This is a genomic window from Magnetofaba australis IT-1 (assembly GCF_002109495.1).
Taxonomy (GTDB): Bacteria; Pseudomonadota; Magnetococcia; order Magnetococcales; family Magnetococcaceae; genus Magnetofaba; species Magnetofaba australis.
On record NZ_LVJN01000020.1, the window covers coordinates 872,932 to 893,644 of the forward strand.

General features: G+C 64.1%; 19 protein-coding genes and 1 pseudogene. 12 read left to right on the forward strand and 8 right to left on the reverse strand.

Annotated elements, in window-relative coordinates; translation table 11 throughout:
- Positions 1-59: 59 nt before the first annotated feature.
- From MAIT1_RS16015 to metX, 5 genes and pseudogenes are all read right to left on the reverse strand, one after another.
- Positions 60-512 carry a hypothetical protein gene (locus MAIT1_RS16015; protein WP_085444557.1) on the reverse strand — a complete coding sequence of 151 codons (453 nt, stop codon included), beginning with the start codon at positions 510-512 and terminating at the stop codon, positions 60-62.
- A complete protein-coding gene (locus MAIT1_RS16020) occupies positions 509-1,192 on the reverse strand; it encodes a phosphoglycolate phosphatase (protein ID WP_085444558.1) in 684 nt (227 codons plus the stop codon). Before MAIT1_RS16020 ends, MAIT1_RS16015 begins: the two co-directional genes overlap by 4 nt.
- A 4-nt stretch (positions 1,193-1,196) precedes the next feature.
- A complete protein-coding gene (gene hpt / locus MAIT1_RS16025; RefSeq protein WP_085444559.1) occupies positions 1,197-1,736 on the reverse strand; it encodes a hypoxanthine phosphoribosyltransferase in 540 nt (179 codons plus the stop codon).
- 24 nt (positions 1,737-1,760) lie between these two features.
- Positions 1,761-2,405 (reverse strand): methionine biosynthesis protein MetW, encoded by a 645-nt coding sequence (gene metW / locus MAIT1_RS16030; protein WP_085444560.1) that lies wholly within the window; start codon positions 2,403-2,405, stop codon positions 1,761-1,763.
- Positions 2,398-3,644: pseudogene (gene metX / locus MAIT1_RS16035) on the reverse strand (homoserine O-acetyltransferase MetX). The gene metW and the pseudogene metX overlap by 8 nt, the downstream one beginning before the upstream one ends.
- A gap of 351 nt (positions 3,645-3,995) precedes the next feature.
- Here metX and flhA point away from each other — a divergent pair.
- From flhA to MAIT1_RS16075, 8 genes are all read left to right on the forward strand, one after another.
- The gene (flhA, locus tag MAIT1_RS16040) at positions 3,996-6,089 is read left to right on the forward strand and encodes a flagellar biosynthesis protein FlhA (RefSeq protein ID WP_085444561.1); all 2,094 of its coding nucleotides are present in this window, start codon (positions 3,996-3,998) and stop codon (positions 6,087-6,089) included.
- 39 nt (positions 6,090-6,128) lie between these two features.
- Complete coding sequence (gene flhF / locus MAIT1_RS16045; RefSeq protein ID WP_085444562.1) at positions 6,129-7,370, forward strand: flagellar biosynthesis GTPase FlhF; 1,242 nt, start codon at positions 6,129-6,131, stop codon at positions 7,368-7,370.
- Between the two features lie 36 nt (positions 7,371-7,406).
- Positions 7,407-8,372, forward strand: coding sequence for a MinD/ParA family protein (locus MAIT1_RS16050; protein ID WP_085444563.1), 966 nt, complete (start codon positions 7,407-7,409; stop codon positions 8,370-8,372).
- Positions 8,373-8,377: 5 nt separating this feature from the next.
- Complete coding sequence (locus MAIT1_RS16055) at positions 8,378-9,187, forward strand: FliA/WhiG family RNA polymerase sigma factor (protein ID WP_085444564.1); 810 nt, start codon at positions 8,378-8,380, stop codon at positions 9,185-9,187.
- Positions 9,184-9,732, forward strand: a complete 549-nt coding sequence (locus tag MAIT1_RS16060) for a hypothetical protein (RefSeq protein WP_085444565.1) — start codon at positions 9,184-9,186, stop codon at positions 9,730-9,732. The genes MAIT1_RS16055 and MAIT1_RS16060 overlap by 4 nt, the downstream gene beginning before the upstream one ends.
- Before the next feature lie 75 nt (positions 9,733-9,807).
- Positions 9,808-10,908 (forward strand): flagellar hook-length control protein FliK, encoded by a 1,101-nt coding sequence (locus MAIT1_RS16065; protein WP_085444566.1) that lies wholly within the window; start codon positions 9,808-9,810, stop codon positions 10,906-10,908.
- On the forward strand, positions 10,905-11,213 hold the full coding sequence (locus MAIT1_RS16070) for an EscU/YscU/HrcU family type III secretion system export apparatus switch protein (RefSeq protein ID WP_085444567.1): 309 nt from the start codon (positions 10,905-10,907) through the stop codon (positions 11,211-11,213). Before MAIT1_RS16065 ends, MAIT1_RS16070 begins: the two co-directional genes overlap by 4 nt.
- Positions 11,214-11,238: 25 nt before the next feature.
- Complete coding sequence (locus tag MAIT1_RS16075; RefSeq protein WP_158089550.1) at positions 11,239-11,679, forward strand: hemerythrin domain-containing protein; 441 nt, start codon at positions 11,239-11,241, stop codon at positions 11,677-11,679.
- Positions 11,680-12,022: 343 nt separating this feature from the next.
- Here the strand turns inward: MAIT1_RS16075 and map are convergent, their stop codons facing one another.
- Genes map through MAIT1_RS21605 form a run of 3 tightly spaced genes read right to left on the reverse strand, consistent with a single transcriptional unit; the run spans position 12,023 to position 14,477 of the window.
- Positions 12,023-12,790, reverse strand: a complete 768-nt coding sequence (gene map, locus MAIT1_RS16080) for a type I methionyl aminopeptidase (protein ID WP_085444569.1) — start codon at positions 12,788-12,790, stop codon at positions 12,023-12,025.
- Positions 12,787-13,491, reverse strand: coding sequence for a DNA/RNA nuclease SfsA (sfsA, locus tag MAIT1_RS16085; RefSeq protein WP_085444570.1), 705 nt, complete (start codon positions 13,489-13,491; stop codon positions 12,787-12,789). Before sfsA ends, map begins: the two co-directional genes overlap by 4 nt.
- A 5-nt stretch (positions 13,492-13,496) precedes the next feature.
- A complete protein-coding gene (locus MAIT1_RS21605; protein ID WP_158089551.1) occupies positions 13,497-14,477 on the reverse strand; it encodes a PDZ domain-containing protein in 981 nt (326 codons plus the stop codon).
- Positions 14,478-14,784: 307 nt separating this feature from the next.
- Here MAIT1_RS21605 and carA point away from each other — a divergent pair, with 307 nt between their 5' ends.
- The 4 genes from carA to MAIT1_RS16115 all read left to right on the forward strand — a co-directional run bounded on the left by carA (position 14,785) and on the right by MAIT1_RS16115 (position 20,687).
- On the forward strand, positions 14,785-15,927 hold the full coding sequence (gene carA, locus MAIT1_RS16100) for a glutamine-hydrolyzing carbamoyl-phosphate synthase small subunit (protein WP_085444571.1): 1,143 nt from the start codon (positions 14,785-14,787) through the stop codon (positions 15,925-15,927).
- Between the two features lie 45 nt (positions 15,928-15,972).
- Positions 15,973-19,197, forward strand: coding sequence for a carbamoyl-phosphate synthase large subunit (carB, locus tag MAIT1_RS16105; RefSeq protein ID WP_085444572.1), 3,225 nt, complete (start codon positions 15,973-15,975; stop codon positions 19,195-19,197).
- A gap of 335 nt (positions 19,198-19,532) precedes the next feature.
- Positions 19,533-20,003: a transcription elongation factor GreA gene (gene greA, locus MAIT1_RS16110; protein WP_085446191.1), complete on the forward strand. Its 471-nt coding sequence runs from the start codon at positions 19,533-19,535 to the stop codon at positions 20,001-20,003.
- Between the two features lie 27 nt (positions 20,004-20,030).
- Positions 20,031-20,687, forward strand: a complete 657-nt coding sequence (locus tag MAIT1_RS16115) for an RlmE family RNA methyltransferase (RefSeq protein WP_085444573.1) — start codon at positions 20,031-20,033, stop codon at positions 20,685-20,687.
- Positions 20,688-20,713 lie beyond the last annotated feature (26 nt).

Below are 20,713 nucleotides of genomic sequence, written 5' to 3' on the forward strand. Positions count from 1 at the left end.
GATCGTGCAAAGGTTCGGGGCGTCGTTTATACCCGCTATCGGGCGTCGATGCCAACCGCTTAACGGATGCGATAGCTGCTATGGCACGCATTGCAGGCGGCGGTGATGGCCTGCAATGACTCAAACAGCAGCGGCGCGGCGCGTTCGGCGCTCTCCATTTCGGCGTTCTGCGCGGCGATGGCGAAGCGGCTGGCGGCGTGGTGCATCGACTCGCCCGCGGCGCGCATCCCTTCGGGCATGACGCGAGCCATATGTGCGGCGCCGTGGGCCTGGAGCGAGGACATGCCCAGACGGTGTTCGGCGATCTCGGCGGCGCGGCCATTGTCGCCCGCCGCCAGCGCCGCCAGAATCTCATCCAGCGCCGCCAGATGGTCGCGCATGTTGCCCAGCATGTGCTGCTGCATCATCGGCGGCATGGCCACCAGTTCGCGCGCATCCTCCGCTGCGTCCGCATTGCCGCTGGCCAGGATCAAAACCATCCCCAGCACGGCGCTGCGCAGCGTGTGATTCATGCGGCGCCCACCAGCAGCGGCACCTCCTCAAGGGAATCGATCACCCAGTCGGCGTGCAGTGTATCCACCGGGGTGTCGCCATGGTAGCCGTAGGTCACCGCAACAATGCGGCAACCGGCGTTGCGCGCCGCCTGCACATCGGTTTTGGAGTCGCCCACCATCAGCCCCTGGGCGATGTCGAAGCCCAACTGTTTGGCCGCTTGCTGCAACGGTTCCGGGTCGGGCTTGCGCGAGGCCAGGGTGTCGCCGCCCAGAATGGCGCCGAACCAGTGGCTCATGTCCAGTTGATCCAGCAGCTGTTTGGCCAGGTGCTCGGGTTTATTGGTCACCACCCCCAGCGGCAACCCGGCCTGTTTGAGCCTGTTCAGGGTGTGCAACGCCCCGGGGTAGGGAGTGGAGTTGGTCGCCAGATTCTTGCCGTAGTAGTCGAGAAACTCCTGCACCGCCGACTCAAAGAACGGGTCGCCCTCAGGCGGATCGGCGTCCGCGCCCCAGAAGCCGCGGGCCAGCAGAAATCGCGCGCCGTTACCCACCAGATGGGTGACTTGATCGTCAGGGACAACGGCGTACTTGCGTGATTTCAGCACATGGTTGAGCGCGCCGCACAGGTCCGGCGCAGTGTGAACCAGGGTGCCGTCCAGGTCGAACAGCACGCCTTGGCAGTCGCTAAAGCGCAACATGGCGCTACTCCTTGACCACGCCCACGTAGGGCAGTTCGCGGAAGCGGTTGTCCCAATCGATGCCGTAGCCCACCACAAAGGCGTCGGGGATCTCGAAGCCGACGATGTCGGGCGTCACATCGGCGGTGCGGCGCGCCGGTTTGTCCAGCAGCATGCACGAACGCACCTGGCTGGCGCCTTTGCTCTTGAGCAGGTCGCTCACCGCTTTGAGGGTGTTGCCGGTGTCGAGGATGTCATCCACCACCACCACGCTCTTGCCGCGAATGTCCTCTTTGATATCCAGCAGCACCTCCACCTGGCCGCTGGAGACGGTGCCGGAGCCGTAGGAGCTGACGCGCATGAAGTCCAGATGGGGCTTGGCGCCGATGCGGCCCAGCTCGCGCAGCAGATCGGCGGTGAACATGAACGCGCCTTTGAGCAGGCTGACGAGAATCGGCTGCGGGCCGACCAGGTCCACCACCTGGCGCGCCATCACCGCCACGCGCTCCTGCAACTGCTCCTCGGTGATCATGGGAGCGGGGATCTGGTTGGGATCGGGGGCCATGACTGCTCTCCTGGGAAGATGAAATCAATCCTGCTTGCTGAGTACAAACACCGCCATGGGAGCCACCAGATTGGCGATGGCCATAGGCGGCAACAGGCTCGACAGCTTGCGTTTTAATGAGTTGACCGGATAGCGCCCGGTGGACGCCAGCGGCAATTGCTTGAGGATGCGCGCATTCATATCGCGGCACAAGACTTCGAAGTCGCGGATGGTGCACATATGGATGTTGGGGGTGTCGTACCACTCATACTGCAGCATGGCGGTTTTGGGCATGCGTCCGCCGAACATCAGCGCGGTGCGCACGCTCCAGTGGCCGAAATTGGGGAACGACACGATGGCCTGCTTGCCCACCCGCAGCATCTCTTCGAGCACGAACTTGGGGTTGCGCACGGTCTGCAGGGTGTGGGAGAGGATCACCACGTCAAAGGCGTTGTCCGGGTGGTCGGAGAGCCCCTGGTCGATATCGCCGTGGAACACCGGCACGCCGCGGCGGATGCAGGCGCGCACGCCGACGTCGGAGATCTCCACCCCCAGACCGCGTCCGCTGCGATGGGCGATCAGATGCGCCAGCAGCTCGCCGTCGCCGCAGCCCAGATCCAGCACGCGGCTGCCAGGGGGGACCAGGCCGGCGATGATCTCATGGTCAACGCGCAGGGTGGCCTCACTCATGGGCGGCCTCCGGGGCGGCGGCGCGCGCCTCGATCAGGCGGCGGCGCAAAAACAGCGCCAGCGACTGCTCATAATCCTCGGCGGGCAGCAGAAAGGCGTCGTGGCCGTGGGGTGAGGAGAACTCCTGAAAAGTGACGTCGCGCTCATAGCGATTGAGGATGCGCACCAGCTCCTTGGAGCGGCTGGTGTCGAAGCGCCAGTCGGAGTCGAAGCTCATGACCAGGAATTTGGCGTTGCATGCGGCCAGGCGTCGGGCGGTCTCTTCGGGGGTGGGAAGGGGTCAAAGTACTCCATCGCCTTGGTGATGTAGAGATAGGTGTTGGCGTCGAATTGATGCACGAATTTGGAGCCCTGATACATCAGGTAGCTCTCCACCGCGAAGTCGGTCTCGAAGCCGTAGGAGAGGGACTCGCGATCCTGCAGGCGGCGACCAAACTTCTCATGCAGCCCCTGTTCCGACAGATAGGTGATATGCGCCATCATGCGCGCCAGGGCCAGCCCGTTGGCGGGGCGTTGGCGCGGCTCGGGGTCGCCCGGCAGATCATAGTAGTCGCCGCCGTTGAAGTGCGGGTCGGCCATGATGGCCTGACGCGCCACCGCGTTGAAGGCGATGTTCTGCGCCGACAAGCGGGGGGTTGCGGCGATGCAGACGCAACTGGCCACCTGCTCGGGGTAGTCCAGCGCCCATTGCGCAGCCTGCATGCCGCCCATGGAGCCGCCGGCCACGCACAGCAGCTTTTTCACCCCCAGAAACTCCACCAACGCATGCTGCGCGCGCACGATGTCGCCGATGGTGATCATGGGAAACTTCAGCCCCCACGGGCGCCCGGTTTCGGGGTTGATGCTGGATGGCCCGGTGGTTCCGTTGCAGCCGCCGATATTGTTGCTGCTGATGACGAAAAAGCGGTCGGTGTCAAACGGTTTGCCCGGCCCGATATAGTGATCCCACCAGCCCGGCTTGCGACTCTCAGGGGAGTGGTAACCCGCCGCATGGGCGGTGCCGGAGAGGGCGTGGCAGACCAAAATGGCGTTGTCACGATTGGGGCTCAGCTCGCCATAGGTCTCATAGGCGATGGTCACATCCGCCAGGGTGGCGCCGGAGTCCAGGGTCAGGGGCGCATCGGTAAACAGGGTGACGTACTGGGTCTCCACATAGCCAACAGAGTCCGGGCCGAGAGGGGGATGCGCGGGGGCGTCGGAATCTGCGGAACCGGGAGCGGGTGTCTGGGCCTGGCTCATGCTTTGCTGTCTCGCGCCATAAGGCGGGTTGGTGAAGCGACGTTTTGCATCTGACTTGTATTCACCAGCGGACCCTGGCCCAGGCGGGCGGCGGGATCGCCAGTATTTGCCGGAAGTGAGGGAGATTCTTGCATACCCGATTTTGCCCCGTGAGTCAATCTTGCGCCCGGAATCAGACATTTCCCGCTCAACATAATTGGCAGGCAAATTGCAGATAATTCCCTTGGGATAACCGCGTCCGCCGCCCACAAGGCGCACTGATAACACGCGGCGACGGACAAAACCGCTTCATCTCGGGCGGCGACGGCATCACGCCGCGCAGCCCACGGTTCGGCTTAACGGGAGGGTCTCTTGGCCGCCATCGGATTGCCCGCGTTGAATTGGCAACGCCTGAAACACTTCTCCGACGTCTATATGGCGGTGGGGGTCATCACCGTGCTGATGGTGATGATCATCCCGTTGCCGTCGGAGCTGCTGGACCTGTTTCTGTCCGTCAATATCTCGTTAGGCGTCGTCATTCTGTTGACGACCATCTATATCCATAAGCCGCTGGAGTTTTCCGCATTCCCCAGCGTGCTGCTGCTCACCACCATGTTCCGTCTGGCGCTGAACATCGCCACCACCCGTCTGATCCTGCTGCACGGCGGCGAAGGCGAGGCGGCCGCCGGCGAGGTGATTCGCTCCTTCGGCCAGTTCGTGGTGGGCGGCAACTACGTGGTCGGCGTGATCGTTTTCTCGATTCTGGTGATCATCAACTTCATCGTCATCACCAAGGGCGCCGGGCGCATCGCCGAAGTGGCGGCCCGCTTCACCTTGGACAAAATGCCCGGTAAGCAGATGGCCATCGACGCCGATCTCAACTCCGGCCTGATCACCGAGAGCGAAGCCAAGGCGCGGCGCAAGGAGATCGAGGAGGAGTCGGAGTTCTTCGGGGCCATGGACGGTGCGTCCAAATTCGTTCGCGGCGACGCCATCGCCGGTATTCTGATCACCCTGATCAACATCATCGGCGGCTTTATCATCGGCGTGGCGCAGCAGGACTTGAGCCCGGGCGAATCGGCGCAGATCTACACCATTTTGACGGTGGGCGACGGTCTGGTGGCGCAGATCCCCGCGTTGGTGATCTCCGCGGCCGCCGGTTTCCTGGTGACTCGCGCCTCCACCGACAAATCCATGGGCGAGCACATGGGCGGCCAGCTCGGCGCCAACCCCCGCGTGATGCTGCTGTCGGCCACGGTGCTGGGTCTGTTCGCCATCATGCCCGGCATGCCCACCCTGGCTTTCGGCGCGCTGGCGGCGGTGCTGGGCGTGATCGCCTACTTCCTGTTCCGCAAACAGGAGCAGGTGGAGCAGGTGCAGGCCCACGAGATGGAGGCCGCCGCCGAAGCCGAAGAGCATGTGGAAGAGCCCATCGAGTCCTATCTCACCCTGGACCTGCTGCGTCTGGATGTGGGCTATGGGCTGATCTCCCTGGTGGACGAGGGGCAGCATGGCGATCTGCTCGACAAGATCCGCTCCATTCGCCGTCAGTTCGCCATGGACATGGGCTTTGTGGTGCCGCCCATCCACATCAAGGACAATCTGCAGCTCAAACCCGGCGAATACAGCTTCCTGGTCAAAGGGGTGGAAGTGGGGCGCGGCGAACTCAAGCCCGGCGGCTTCATGGCCATGGAGGGCGGCGAAGTGACAGGCCGTATCGATGGTCAGCAGACCACCGAACCGGCCTTCGGCCTGCCCGCCATCTGGATCTCGCCCAACGACCGCGAGCGCGCCGAGATGATGGGCTACACCGTGGTGGATCCCTCCACCGTGCTGGCCACCCACATCACCGAGTTGGTGCACAACCACGCCCATGAGATGCTCAACCGCCAGGAGGTGCAGAACCTTCTGGATCTGGTGTCGAAGAATCAGCCCAAGCTGGTGGAGGAGCTGATCCCGGGCATCGTCACCCTGGGCGATGTGCAGAAGGTGCTGCAAGGGCTGCTGCGCGAACGCGTGTCGGTGCGCGACATGGGCACCATCCTGGAGACCATCGCCGACTACGCCAAGATCATCAAACAGCCCCAGCAGTTGGTGGAGTTGGTGCGCCAATCGCTGTCGCGCTCCATCGTGCGGCGCTATGTGGATGATGATGGCCGCCTGCAGGCGCTGGTGTTGGGCGCCGATGCGGAGAACCTGGTGGCCGAGGCCATCGTCGATGGCGAGTATGGCTCCTATCTCTCCATGTCGCCGCGTTCGGCCAGTCAGTTGATTGCGCGGGTGCGCGACGAGGTGGAGCGGGTGGCCACGGTGGTGGTGCAGCCGGTGCTGGTGACCGGTCCGCGGGTGCGGCCGTTCGTCAAACAGGCCACCGAGGCGGCGCTGCCGCACCTGGTGGTGCTGTCGCAAAACGAAGTGCCCGGCAATACGCCGGTGCAATCCCTGGGCACGGTGGGCCTCTCCTGATCGGAGCGGCTCTGGGGTCTCTCATAAGGAATTGAGTCGATGAAAACGAGCACCTTTCAGGCGCGGGATATGCGCGAAGCCCTTCAGGAGGTGAAGGAGCGGCTGGGTGTGAACGCGGTGATTCTCTCCACCAAGAGCGTGCGCGTACAGGGCGGCGGCTCCATGATTGAAGTCACCGCCTGTCCGGCTGCGGTCGGCGCCGACGTCATCGAGGAGGAGGCCCCCATCGCGGTGAATGAGTCGCGGCCGGCGGCGCGTTCCCGACGCGGCGGATTCTCCGCGGTGGTGGATGACCCCGTGGATCTGGGCGGCATGACGGCCAATGAGAAGCCCGCGCCGCGCGCCGAACCGGCTTCTGAGCCTCGCGCCGAAGCGGCGCGGCGTCCGCTGCGCAGCGGCGGCGGGGCCAATCTGGCGGCGGACCTCTCCACTATTCGCACCTCGCTGGCCAATTTGGAGGCGCGGGTCTCCGGCATGCCCGGTCCTATGGACAGCGATATTCAGGGCTTGGACGGCGAAGGCAAGAAGCGCTACTCCTGGCTGCTGATGCATGGGGTGGAGGAGCCTATCGCGCGCAAACTGGCGGTGGCCGATCGCGGCGAAGGCGAGCGCGGCCTGCACGTGGCGCTGCGTAAATACCTCAAATTCCGCGACCCCCTGGAGGGGCCGGCGCGGGTGATCACCCTGGTGGGCCCCACCGGCGTGGGCAAGACCACCACCCTGGCCAAGATCGCCGCCGACCTGCTGCTCAATCGGCGCCGCACCGTGGGCATGATCACCCTGGACACCTTCCGCGTGGGCGCGGTGGCGCAGCTGGAGACTTACGCCAAGCTGCTGCAAGTGCGTCTGATCGTGGCGCGCTCCCTGGCCGAGGTGAAGGCGGGTATGCACGCTCTGGCGCGCTGCGACTACATTCTGGTGGATACGGTAGGCTCGAGCCCCTACAACAAGCGTCAGGTCAACTCCACCGGCAGTCTGCTGCCGGTGATGGGCGAAGAGCGCGAAGTGCTGCTGTGTATGGCCGCCAACGTGCGCGAAACCGAGCAGCAGGCGGTGTTCCGCCGCTTCTCCTCGCTCAACCCCACCGGCCTGATCTTTACCAAATTGGACGAGACGGTGACCTTCGGCGGCATCATCAACGTCGGCGTGCGCGCGCGCCTGCCGCTGACCCTCTACACCGATGGTCAGCGGGTGCCGGAGAATCTGGGCTGGATGCAGCCGCAGACGCTGGCGACCTGGTTCGAGCAGCAGGACCGGGAGCCCAGCGAGGATGAGGCGTAATCACGTCGATTGCGTCAGCAAGGAAGGCGAGAACAGATGATCGAAGATCTGGACAACCAGGCGTCGAAACTGCGGGAGCTGGCGGCCAAAGCGGAGAAGGAGCGCCGTTTGGGGCTCAATCCCGACATCGTCCCGGCGCAGCCCCTGACCCCCTCCGGGCGGGTGAGCGAACGCAAGGTGCCCTACACCATCGCCGTGACCAGCGGCAAGGGCGGCGTGGGCAAAACCCTGGTTTCGGTGAATATGGCGATCCATTTCGCCGCCCAGGGGCTCAAAGTGCTGATCATCGACGCCGACCTGGGGCTGGCCAACATCGACGTGGTGTTGGGGCTATCGCCCGAACACACCATTGAGGACGTCATCGCCGGGCGGCTGTCGCTGGACGACGTGGCCCTGCCTGGCCCGCCGGGGATCACCATTCTGCCCGCCGCCTCCGGCGTGGCGGAGCTGGCGGACATGAATGATGAGCAGCGCATGTCCCTGCTCGACCACATCGATCGCTGGAACGCCGACTTCGATGTGGTGATCGTCGATACCGGCGCGGGCATCTCGCCCAATGTGCGCTACTTTGTGCTGTCGGTGGAGAAGATCCTGGTGGTGGCCACCCCAGACCCGGCCTCGGTGACCGACGCCTATGCGCTGATGAAGGTGATGAATCTCAACCACCGCCTGAACAACTTCGACCTGGTGGTCAACCAGGTGGAGAGCGCGCGTCAGGCCAAGGAGGTCTACCGCACGCTGCATCAGGTGGCCGACCGCTTCCTCAATCTGGGGCTGGGCTACGCCGGACACATCCCCAGCGACGGCCAGTTGGTGCAGGCGGTGCGCCAGCAGAAACCGGTCTCTGAACTCTACCCGGACGCCGAGGCCTCCAAGGCTTTTGGCGCCCTGACCGAAACACTGATGCGCGCCTGGCGACAGGGGCGCGACAACGACGGGCGCGCCACGCTGTTTTGGCGGCGTATTCTTGATGATAACACCTCCACCACCGAGGGCGGTTGATCGCCATGTCCATCATGACCATGCATAAGCCCAACCTGGACAAATCCCAGGAAAAAGCCGATCCCGCCTGGCAGGATATGAGCCGGGAGGAGATCATTCTCAAATACGCGCCCATGGTCAAATACGTGGCCGGGCGCATCTCCATGAAGCTGCCGCAGTCGGTGGATGTGGATGATCTGTGCCAAGTCGGCGTGCTGGGATTGATCGACGCGGTGGAGAAGTTCGATCCCGAACGCGGCATCAAATTCCAGACCTACGCCGAGTTCCGCATTCGCGGCGCCATTCTCGACGAGTTGCGCGCCATGGACTGGGTGCCGCGTCAGGTGCGCCAGACCGCCACCCAGATCCAGGAGGCCTACAACCAACTGGAGGGGGAGAACGGCGAACCGGCTGCCGACAAGGATGTGGCCGAGGCCATGGGCATCACCTTGGATGAGTTCTACGCCCAGTTGGCCACGGTGCGCAGCATCTCCATCGTCGGTTTCGACGACCTGCGGCCCATGAGCTCCGATGATGACGATTGGGATATCCTGGAGGTGCTGGCCGACCCCACGGTGATCGACCCGGTGGAGACCATCGGGCTGGGCGAGATGCGCGAGGCGTTGGCGCAGGCCATTGACAGCCTGCCGGAGAAAGAGAAACTGGTGGTCACTCTCTACTACTTTGAAGAGCTGACCATGAGTGAAATCGGCGAAGTCCTGGAGTTGACCGAATCGCGCATCTCGCAGCTGCACAGCAAAGCGGCGCTGCGCATGCGCGCGCGGATCAAACGGGTGATACAGCGCGGCGAGGCGGCCTCAGGAGGGGAGCCATGACGCTGTGGAATCTGCTGGTCATTATCTGCTTTGCGGTGCTCTATCTGGGGTTGGCGCTGGTGTTCATGCAGATCAAGGGTCTGCGTGAAGAGTTGCTGCGCCGTGAGGACGCCGCCGAAGCGGTGGTGACCCAGGATGAGCCGATGTTTGGCGAGCGCGGTGCGGGCGACGGCGCCGACACCGGCGTGATTCTGGGCGAGATGGCGGCCATGGAGTCGCGCCTGACCGAAGCTGTGGCCAGCGTGCCCGATGCGTTGGGGCAGGATCTGGAGGCCATCCATCAGGAGTTGCGCTATCTGGAACGCTCCCAAGGATCGCCGCAACATGCGCCGCAGCATGGCTCAATGGGCGGGCATATGGGCGGCGGCATGAGCGGAGTTGTCTCCGGTGGGGCCAAGCCCGACGCCTACCGCGAGGCCAAACTGCTGCTGGCCAATGGCGTGGATGAGGAACGGGTGATCAGCGAAACCGGTCTCACAGTGGAGGAGGTGAGCCTGCTCAAACGGCTCTCCAATCAGGAGTCATCGCGCGATATGGAGATGTAATCGGCGCGCGCTCTTCCCGGCTGTTGAGGGAAACAACTGACCGCATCAGGTCGCCGCGCGAGGAGCGTGAGGCGCATGATCGTTATTCAAACACCCGCCGCCGGGCAATCCGGCGGCGCCGTGCGTTCCGGCGCCAGTGGAGCCAACCTTGCGATGGGGCAGGTGCTGGGCGCGCGGGTGCAGAGCGTCAACGCTGACGGCTCCGGGGTGATGCGCATGGCCGATGGCGCCACTCTGGCGTTTACCGGCGGCGCTGGATTGCGGCCCGGCGAGCAGGTGCGCATGGAGGTGATGCGGCTGCAGCCGGAGATGGCGCTGAAACTGATCAATAGTGAAAGCGGGTCCGCCGCCAAGCTGGCGCAGAACCTGGAACAGAGCCTGGCGCGGGCGCCGGATCTGTTCAAGAGCTTGTTGCAAGCCGCCGAAGCCGAGACCCAGAGCGCCGCCGTGCGCGCCCGCGGTGGTTCCGCCTCGCGCGCAGCGGGGGGGCGTTTCGCCACTTTGCAGGGCCAATCCCTGGCGTCGGTTCTTAAGAACAATCTGCCCAATCTCTCCTTGAATGCGCTAATCAAAGGTGACGCCGCCGCGTTGGCCAAACTGTTTGAGAGCGGCAATCGTCTGCAGGTGGCCGAATCGGTGCGCGCGCTGCAGCAGGCGGCGGCGCAACTGCGCGGCGACGGCGTGAGCGATGTCGATGTGGCGGCGACCCGCGCGTCGCTCAATCGCATGGGCGATCTGCTGGCGATGCAGGAGCTGCTGCCGCGCACCGCCCAGGCCGATGCGCAGACCGCGCTGTTGGGTTACCGCATCTTCTGGCTCGATGAGGGCGGTCTGGGCGAGGCGATGGTGTGGCGCGAGCGTGAACGCAAGCGTCAGCAGGCGCAGGAGGGCGGCGAGGTGACCTCGGTGCTGCTCTCCCTGAATATGCTCAATCTGGGCGCGGTGCAGGCGCGCGCGGCGCTGGCCGATGGTTGGCTGTCGGTCAATCTGCGCGCTGAGGAGGAGGCCGCTTTGGCGGCGCTGCGCTCTGACGTTTCCAGCTTGCGCCAGGGCATGATCGACGCCGGGTTGCCTCTGCAAAGCCTGGACCTGGGGCGCTTAAGTTGGGGCGAATTGCAAGGTGCGCGCGAGCAGGCGTTGGGGACCGGTGCAGCCGGTTTCGAGGCCTCGGCATGAGCGACGGCTCCACGCGCAAGACCCACCATCAGCGCAAAGCGGTGGCGTTGCGCTATAAGCGCGGCTCGGAACCTGCGCCGCGGGTGAGCGCCGCCGGGCGCGGGCGGGTGGCGGAGACGATTCTGGCCAAGGCCGCCGAGGCGGGGGTGCCGCTGGTGGAGGACGCCGATCTGGTCAATTTGCTGGATAAGGTGCCGGTGGGCGAGAGCATTCCGCCTGTGCTGTATAAAGCGGTGGCGGAGGTGCTCTCCTACGTCTATCGGGTCAATCGGCGCTTTGCCGAGCGCCTGGATGCAGGCGAGTAATCACGCAACGAAGAGGACAGACGGCATGCTGCAGATCGCCGTGCGGTTGTTGATGACGCAACATGAAGAGATCCGGGTGGCGGCGGCGCAGTTGGCCGAGCTGCTGGATGTGGGCGCGCACGAGCCGACGCTGCGGGCGCAGATGCTGCGCGACGCCACGCGTAATCTGGAGAGTCGTTTGCGCGCGCACCTGGAGCAGGAGGATTACCTGATCTACCCCAAGGCCATGGCCCACGCCGATCCCCTGTTGCGGCGTCTGGCCGAGAGCGGATTTGTGGATATAGGTCGCCGCACGCGCTCTTTGCGGGAGTTCTTCGCCCGTTGGCCCGACGCCGCCGCTATTGAGGCCGTGCCAGAGCGCTTTATGGCCGACGCCCGCTACTGCCTGAAAAAACTCAGCGAGCGGATTCAGTTCGAAGAGGAGCGTCTGTTCCCGGCGGTGCTGGACGCCCCGGGTCGGGATTGACGCACCGGTAGGAGGCGGTCTGGTCTAAAATTATGCGAAACCAAAACTGTACAGAATGTCAAATGTTTGCGTGACGTCGGTTCAGCTTGCGTTGACTCTGGGACAAATTTCCAACGGAAATTTGTCGGGATTGATTCGGGCCATCCATGGCCCTCACCCTTCGGGCTCGCTGCGCGAGTCCGATTTGGCAATCCTGCCAAATCGTCATAGGGTCTGTGACCCTTAAGCGGGTATGGGCGGAGCCCATGGTTTGGATTTTGATCTTGGGAGCTCGAGGGCAAAGCCCTCGATATCTTTCATTTCCAAAATAGCCAATGTTCTGTTTTGAATTCGACTGACTGGATCAGGTGATGGGATATTCGCCGTCAATGTCGGTGAGTACTTCATAGCCGGTGTCGGTGACCAGAATAGTGTGTTCGAACTGGCTGGAGAGGCTGTGGTCGCGGGTCACCACGGTCCACTTGTCGGGCATGTGCTTGATGGCCGGTTTGCCCAGATTGACCATGGGTTCGATGGTGAAGGTCATGCCCGGCTTCATCTCCACCCCTTCGCCGCGCACGCCATAGTGCAGCACGGCGGGCTCCTCATGGAATTTGCGGCCAATGCCGTGGCCGCAATACTCCCGCACCACGGTGCAACGATTTTTGCGCGCATGCTCTTCGATCACCGCGCCGATGTCGCCGATGTGTCCGCCCGGGCGCACCTGCCCAATCCCCAGATCCAGACACTCCTTGGCGATGCGCACGATCTTCTCGGCTTTGGGTGAGGGCTTGCCGACGAAAAAGGTCTTGCTGTTGTCGCCGTACCAGCCATCCAGCGTGGTGGTGATGTCCACATTGATGATGTCGCCGTCGCGCAGTTCGCGGTCGCTGGGGATGCCGTGGCACACCTGATGGTTGACCGAGGTGCAGATGGACTTGGGAAAGCCGCGGTAGTTGAGCGGCGACGGGTAGGCGTTGTGATCAATGATGTATTGATGGCAGATTTCGTTTAACTGGTCGGTGGTCACGCCGGGTTTGACGTGCTCTTCGATCATCTTCAACGTCTCGGCGGCCAGCACGCAGCTGGGGCGCATCTGTTCGATTTCAGCAGGGCTCTTCATGGTGATCATGCGGGATCCATCTCCAGGGGCGTCGGCCCTCTTACTGTCACGCCTTGCGCCGTGACATCACAAGCGTAAGCCAAAATGCGCACGCCATCGTCTTGCGCGCGGCGCAGTCCGGCGGCGTAGTCCGGGTCGATCTCATGGGCGGCGCGCAGTGTCGCGCAGTCGCCCCGTTGAATTAAAAACAGCAAGCTGGCGTCGAGTCCTTCGGCGCGGGCGCGGCGCAACTCCTCCAAGTGGCGCTGGCCGCGAGTGGTCACCGCATCGGGAAAGGCGGCGCACGCGCCGATGCGCAGCGTCACGCTCTTGACCTCCATGTAGCCAAGGGGACCATTCTCGCCATCGAGGCGGAAATCCAGCCGCGAGTCGCCATAGCGCGCCTCTCTTTTGAGGCTGGAAAAGCCATTCAGTTCCGTGATTTGACCCGCCAGCAGCGCCTCTTCGGCGATGCGGTTGGCCAGCCCGGTGTGGATGCCCACCCAGGCCCCGTCGGCCTCCACCTGTTGCCAACTCCAGGCCAACTTGCGTTTGGGGTCGGGTTCGTGGCTCACGCGCACGCGGGCGTTGTCCGCCATCAGGCCGCGCATGGAGCCGGAGTTGGCGCAGTGGGCGGTGATGGCTTCGCCGGAATCCAGCACGATATCGGCCAGGAACCGTTTATAGCGTTTGCGCAGACGGCCCGACAGCAGCGGGGTGGGGTACTCCACGCCGTTTACCGCGCCGGGCGCGCGCCCAGCGCCATCTGAATGGTCTGCGCATCCCCTTGGCGGGTGAGCGAGAGGGTGACCAATTCGCCCGGACGCATGGCCATCACCGTCTTCGCCACCTGGTCGGGGTCGGCCACTGTTTCGCCATTGAAGCGGGTGAGCAGGTCGCCTTTTTGCAGTCCGGCCCGTTGCGCCGGACTGTGCGGGGCCACGGCGGCGATGCGCACGCCGTTGGGGTCCGGCGCCATGGCCAGACCCAGCCACGGCGCGTCAGCCGGATTCGGGGCGAGCGCCGCTTCGGGCCGCTCGGCGGGCTGCGTCGGCGTGGCGGCGGCGGGCGGCGCGGTGGGCGCAGGGGCCAACCCGGATTGCGGCGCGGCGTTGGGATTCATGCCAAAAAAGTGCTGCCGCCCGCCCGGGCGCACGCTGCCGGAGAAGTCGCTGCGCTGCTGCTGCGGCGTGACCTCAGGATAGCCGTAGGCGCTGGGCGGCGGCGCATAGTGGGGGTCGGCCTCGGGCGCGCCATACCCGCCGGTTTGCGGCGCGGCGTAGAGCGAGCCGTTCATGGGCGCGCTATTCATCGACGGGCGCGGCAGCATCTGCGTGGCGCGGTTGATCATCTCGCCCCAGCCGCCGTTGCCGCCGCCGTTCATCACAGCGTGGTCGCGGCTGTCATCCAGCGGCGCCTCCAGGGTCAGCTTCTTGCCGTCGCGCTGCACCTCCAGCTTGGCGGCGTCGCCGGGGCGACCGCTATTGATCAGGTGGGCAAAGTGTCCGGCGTTCTGCACCTGATGGCCGTCGACGGTGAGGATGACGTCGCCGCGCTGCAACCCGGCGCGGTCGGCTGGACTCTCTTTAATGATCTCCGCCACCGCCACGCCGCGCGGCGGGGTGACGGTGACCCCCAGCCAGCCCCCCGCCAGGGCGGATGTCGCCGATAACCCCATCAGCGCGCACAGCGCAATCAATGATAAGCGACGCTTCATGCTCTCTCTCCCTAACCGGCGCAGCGCGCGAGCAGGATTTTCTGTGGAACCTCTATCCATTTTAAGCATTTTTTTGTATGGTCTAGCAACCATGGTCAATGCGGCTCCAACGCGCCATTGACGCCATGCGTCCAGAGCGGTATAAGCGGCTCGTCCCTTTATTGCAGATGGATAAAAAGGCGAAATCGGCGCGATATTCTTCCAACAATATGGGGTATTTTTCCCATATTGTGCGGCGCGCCGCAACGCCCGCCAGCGCGCGGCCCCAAACGGGGAGGCCGCGCCACACTCCGAACAGGAGAGATCCTTGGAAGGCCATAGCAACGCACAGGGCCGCGCGGTCCTGGTTCTGGAAGACGGCTCACGCTTCGATGGTCGCGCCCTGGGCGCGCCCGGCGAGAAGGTGGGCGAGGTCTGCTTCAACACCTCCATGACCGGCTATCAGGAGATCATGTCCGATCCCTCCTACGCTGGCCAGATCGTCACCATGACGTATACCCAGATCGGCAACACCGGCATCAATCCCGAGGACATGGAGTCCAAGCAGCCGTGGATTCGCGGCTTCGTGGTCAAGGAGTCGGCGCGACGCCTCTCCAACTGGCGCGCCCAGGAGGATCTGGACACCTTCCTCAAACGGCATAAGATTCCCGCCATTGAGGGCATCGACACCCGCAAGTTGGTGGCGCATCTGCGCGAACACGGCTCCATGCGCGGGGTGATCTCCCATGTGGAGTTCGATACCGACACGCTGGTGCACAAAGCCAAGGCGTGGCCGGGGCTGGCGGGCATGGACCTGACCGGCGATGTGACCTGCGACAGCTCCTATGTGTGGAAGCAGGGGCGCTGGAAGCTGGAGTCGGGGTACCACGACATCGACCCGGGCGGCGAGCGCAAAAAGGTGGTGGTGATCGACTACGGCGTCAAGCGCAACATCCTGCGCTCGCTGGTGCAGGCCGGTTGCGACCTGACCGTGCTGCCCGCGTCGGCCACCGCTGAAGAGGTGCTGGCGCGCAGTCCCGACGGGGTGTTCCTCTCCAACGGCCCCGGCGACCCCGATGCGGTGAAGCACGCCATTCGCGCCATCGCCGAGTTGGTGGAGTCCGGCAAGCCGCTGTTTGGCATCTGTCTGGGCCATCAGATGCTCTCCCTGGCGCTGGGCGCGCAGACCGAAAAGATGAAGTTCGGCCATCGCGGCGGCAACCATCCGGTGCAGAATCTGGCCAACGGCTCGGTGGAGGTGACCTCCCAGAACCACGGCTTCATGGTGCGCGAAGAGAGTCTGCCCGAAGCCATCGAGGTGACCCACCGTTCGCTGTTCGACGGCACCATCGAGGGCATTCGTCACAAGCACGCGCCGGTGTTCTCGGTGCAGCACCACCCCGAGGCGAGTCCGGGGCCCCATGACGCCCACTATCTGTTCAAGCAGTTCGTCGATCTGATGCGGGGGTAATCCGTCCGTCGATCCGAGCCAGCGTCACGAAAAGAGCGCACTGATATGCCCAAACGCACAGACATCAAAAAGATCCTTCTCATCGGCTCCGGCCCCATCGTCATCGGCCAGGCCTGCGAGTTCGACTACTCCGGCGCCCAAGCCTGCAAGGCGCTGCGCGAGGAGGGGTATGAGGTGGTGTTGGTCAACTCCAACCCCGCCACCATCATGACCGACCCGGAGATGGCCGACCGCACCTATGTGGAGCCCATCACCACGCCGTCGCTCACCTGCATCATCGAAGCCGAACGCCCCGACGCCCTGCTGCCCACCATGGGCGGCCAGACCGCGCTCAACGCTGCGCTGGCGTTGGATGCGGCTGGCGTGCTCAAAGAGTACGGCGTGGAGCTCATCGGCGCCTCCGCCGAGGCCATCGAAAAGGCCGAGGATCGCGAGAAGTTCAAGCACGCCATGGACGCCATCGGCCTGGATATGCCCCAATCCGGCTTCGCCCACACCTGGGAGGAGGCGCAGGAGATCCAGGAGGGGATCGGCTTCCCCACCATCATCCGCCCCAGCTTCACCCTGGGCGGCGCGGGCGGCGGCATCGCCTATAATCTGGAAGAGTTCGAGGAGATCATTCGTCGCGGTCTGGCGGCCTCCCCCACCACCGAAGTGCTGGTGGAGGAGTCGGTGCTGGGCTGGAAAGAGTATGAGATGGAGGTGGTGCGGGACAATCTCGACAACGCCATCATCGTCTGCTCCATCGAGAACCTCGACCCCATGGGGGTGCACACCGGCGACTCCATCACCGTGGCCCCGGCGCAGACCCTCACCGACAAGGAGTATCAGATCCTGCGCGACGCCTCCATTGCGGTGCTGCGCGAGATCGGCGTGGACACCGGCGGCTCCAACGTGCAGTTCGCCATCCATCCCGAGACTGGCCGGTTGATCATCATCGAGATGAACCCGCGCGTGTCGCGCTCCTCGGCGCTGGCCTCCAAAGCCACCGGCTTCCCCATCGCCAAGGTGGCGGCCAAGCTGGCGGTGGGCTACACCCTGCCGGAGATCATGAACGACATCACCGGGGTCACCCCGGCTTCGTTTGAGCCCACCATCGACTATGTGGTGACCAAGATCCCGCGCTTCACCTTTGAGAAGTTCCCGCAAGCGCAGGCGCGTCTGTCCACGCAGATGAAGTCGGTGGGCGAGGCCATGGCCATTGGCCGCACCTTCAAGGAGTCGATGCAGAAGGCGTTGCGCTCCATGGAGACCGGTCTGACCGGCTTCGACCCCATCATCAACCCGGATGATCCGGGCAGCGAAGCGGAGTTGGAGGAGAAGCTGCACAACCCGGGGCCGGACCGCATCCTCTATGTGGCCGACGCCTTTCGTCAGGGCAAAACCCTGGAGTGGCTGCACCGGGTCACCAGCATCGATCCGTGGTTCCTCGACCAGATCCAGCAGGTCATTGAAGCCGAACAGTCGCTCGAACGGGTGATCTTCGACGGCATGAGCGCCGAGCGGTTGCGCGAACTCAAGGAGATGGGCTTCTCCGACCAGCGTTTGGGCAAGCTGTTGGGCGAGAGCGCGGAACGCATCCGTTCACGCCGCATCGCCGATGGCGTGGTGCCCGTCTATAAGCGGGTGGACACCTGCGCCGCCGAATTCGCCTCGCAGACCGCCTATCTCTACGCCACCTACGAGCGCGAGTGTGAAGCGCGACCCACCAGTCGGCGCAAAATCATGATTCTGGGCGGCGGGCCCAACCGCATCGGCCAGGGCATCGAGTTCGACTACTGCTGCGTGCACGCCGCCTTTGCCCTGCGCGACGCCGGGTTTGAGACCATCATGGTCAACTGCAACCCGGAGACGGTCTCCACCGACTACGACACCTCCGACCGCCTCTACTTCGAGCCGCTCACCTTCGAAGACGTGATGTCCATCGTCGATCTGGAGAAGCCGGAGGGGATCATCGTGCAGTTCGGCGGGCAGACCCCGCTAAAACTGGCCAAGGCGCTGGAAGCCGCCGGCGCGCCCATCATCGGCACCTCGCCGGAGGCCATCGATGTGGCCGAGGACCGCGAACGCTTCCAGCAGCTGCTGCAGCGCATCAATCTGAGCCAGCCGCCCAACGGTCTGGCCCGCTCCGAAGATGAGGCGGTGCGCATCGCCGAGAACGTGGGCTACCCGGTGGTGGTGCGCCCCTCCTATGTGCTGGGCGGGCGCGCCATGGAGATCGTGTATGACTCGGTGGATCTGAACCGCTACATGCGCACCGCAGTGCAAGCGTCGCCGGACCACCCGGTGCTCATCGACCACTTCCTGCAGGACGCCATCGAGATCGACGTGGATTGCGTGGCCGACGGCGAAATCGCCGTGGTGGGCGGGGTGATGGAGCACATCGAAGAGGCCGGAGTGCACTCGGGCGACTCCGCCTGTTCGCTGCCGCCCTATTCTGTGGGGCTGGACCTGATCAACGAGATCGAGCGGCAAACCCGCCTGCTGGCCGAAGCGCTGGAGGTGAAGGGGTTGATGAACGTGCAGTTCGCGATTCAGAACGGCGCGGTCTACATCCTCGAAGTCAATCCGCGCGCCTCGCGCACCGCGCCGTTCGTCTCCAAGGCCACCGGTCATCCGCTGGCCAAGATCGCCGCCCGCGTCATGGCTGGTGAGAAGCTGACCGATATCGGGTTCACCAGCACCCCGCGCATCACCCATGTGGCGGTGAAAGAGGCGGTGTTCCCGTTTGAGAAGTTCTCCCACGTGGACCCGGTGCTGGGCCCGGAGATGAAATCCACCGGCGAGGTGATGGGCATCTGCAGCAACTTCGGCGTCGCTTTCGCCAAGGCGCAGGAGGGGGCGGGCTCCAATCTGCCCACCCTGGAGCAGTCGTCCGGCAAGTCGGTGTTTGTGTCGGTCAAGGATGAGGACAAGAAGGCGATTTTGCTCTCCATGCGGCGCTTGCAGGAGATGGGCTTCATCCTCACCGCCACCCGTGGCACCGCCGACTTCCTGCGCTCAGAGGGGCTGGAGGTGGAGACGGTCAATAAGGTCAATGAGGGGCGTCCGCACATCGTCGATCGCATGAAGAGCGGCGAAGTGGTGATGGTGTTCAACACCACCCAGGACAAGCGCGCGTTGGAGGACTCGTTCCCCATCCGTCGCACCGCCTTGATGAGCAAAATCCCGTACTTCACCACGGTGGCGGGGATGCGCGCGGCGGTCTCCGCCATCGACGCGCGACGCAACTATCCGTCGCGTTGTCGGGCGTTGCAGGATTACTACTAAGAACCGCGAACAAAAATGAATGCATCGCGACGCCCCAGCGCCGCCAAAGCGCCGCTGGGGCGAGCCGGGCGTCATTTTGTGCGTGGTTTTAAATAACACTGGCGGGCCAAACGCTTGGCGACGGCAAGGTGGATTGCGGTTGACGAAATGGCTGTTTCATTGCAGAATATCCGCCATTTCCCGGACTGCTAGGGCGTTTCCGCCCCCGGGCACAGGATGAGAAACTTGGCGACGCGCCCGGGATGCCGGGCGCGTCGCTGTTTTTATTATCCAAAGCCGTGGTTTATACCCAAATCGGCGGTTTTGGCCACCCCAATGGAATGAAGGCGTTGAACATGGATAAAGTCCCGATGACCCTGGAGGGAGCCGAGCAGCTCAAAGAGGAGCTGAAGAGTCGCAAAGGGCCCGAGCGCAAGCGCATTGTCGCCGCCATTGAAGAGGCGCGCGCCCATGGCGATCTGTCGGAGAACGCCGAGTATCACGCCGCCAAGGAGCAGCAGGGCTTCAATGAAGGGCGGATCAAGGAGATCGAGGGCAAGCTGGCCCACGCCGAGATCATCGACACCAGCAAGCTGCAATCCGAGAAGGTGGTGTTCGGGGCCAAGGTCACCGTTGAGGTCGAGGAGACTGGCGAAGAGGTCACCTACCACATCGTCGGCGTGGACGAGGCGGACCTGGAGCTGGGCAAGATCTCCATCTCCAGCCCCATGGCGCGGGCCATGATCGGCAAGGAGGAGGGTGACGTGGCCGAGGTGAAAGCCCCCGGCGGCGTGCGTCATTACGAAATTCTGAGCGTCGACTTCTAAGCGGCAGCCGGTACGCGAGCGACCACCGTGGCCAAACTTCGCCCCTCCTCACAACGCTGGCTCAAGGAGCATCGGGACGACCCGTTTGTGCAGCGCGCCAAACGCGAAGGGTACCGTTCGCGCGCCGCCTATAAGCTGCTGGAGCTGCAGGGAATGCTGCATGACAAGGCGGGCAAGGTCCGACCTCTGATCAAGCCCGGCGCCCATGTGGTGGAGCTGGGCGCGGCGCCCGGCGGTTGGACCCAGGTGGCGGTCAATCTGGCCGGACCCGAAGGGCGCGTGCTGGGGGTGGATCTGCTGGAGATGGACCCGGTGCCCGGCGCGGAGATTCTGCAAGGGGACTTTCTCGATCAGGCGGTGCTTGACGAAATTCGCGCGCGCCTGCCGGATTTTGGCCGGGTGGATGTGGTGCTCTCCGACATGGCGCCCAACATGACCGGCTACAAGTCCGCCGACCAGGGGCGCGGCGAACTGCTCGCGGAGTGCGCGTTTGAGTTTGCCGAAGAGGCGTTGGTGATTGGCGGCGGCATCTGCTTTAAAATGTTCCAGGGCCCGGGGTTTGACGAGTTGGTCAGACGCGCGCGGCTGGAGTTCACCCAGGTAAAAACGGTCAAACCGGAGGCGAGCCGATCGCGCAGCCCCGAGCTGTATCTGGTGGGCCTTGACTTTAAGGGGGCGCGCTAGCGCCCGAGTTGTCGCATAGTGAGGAG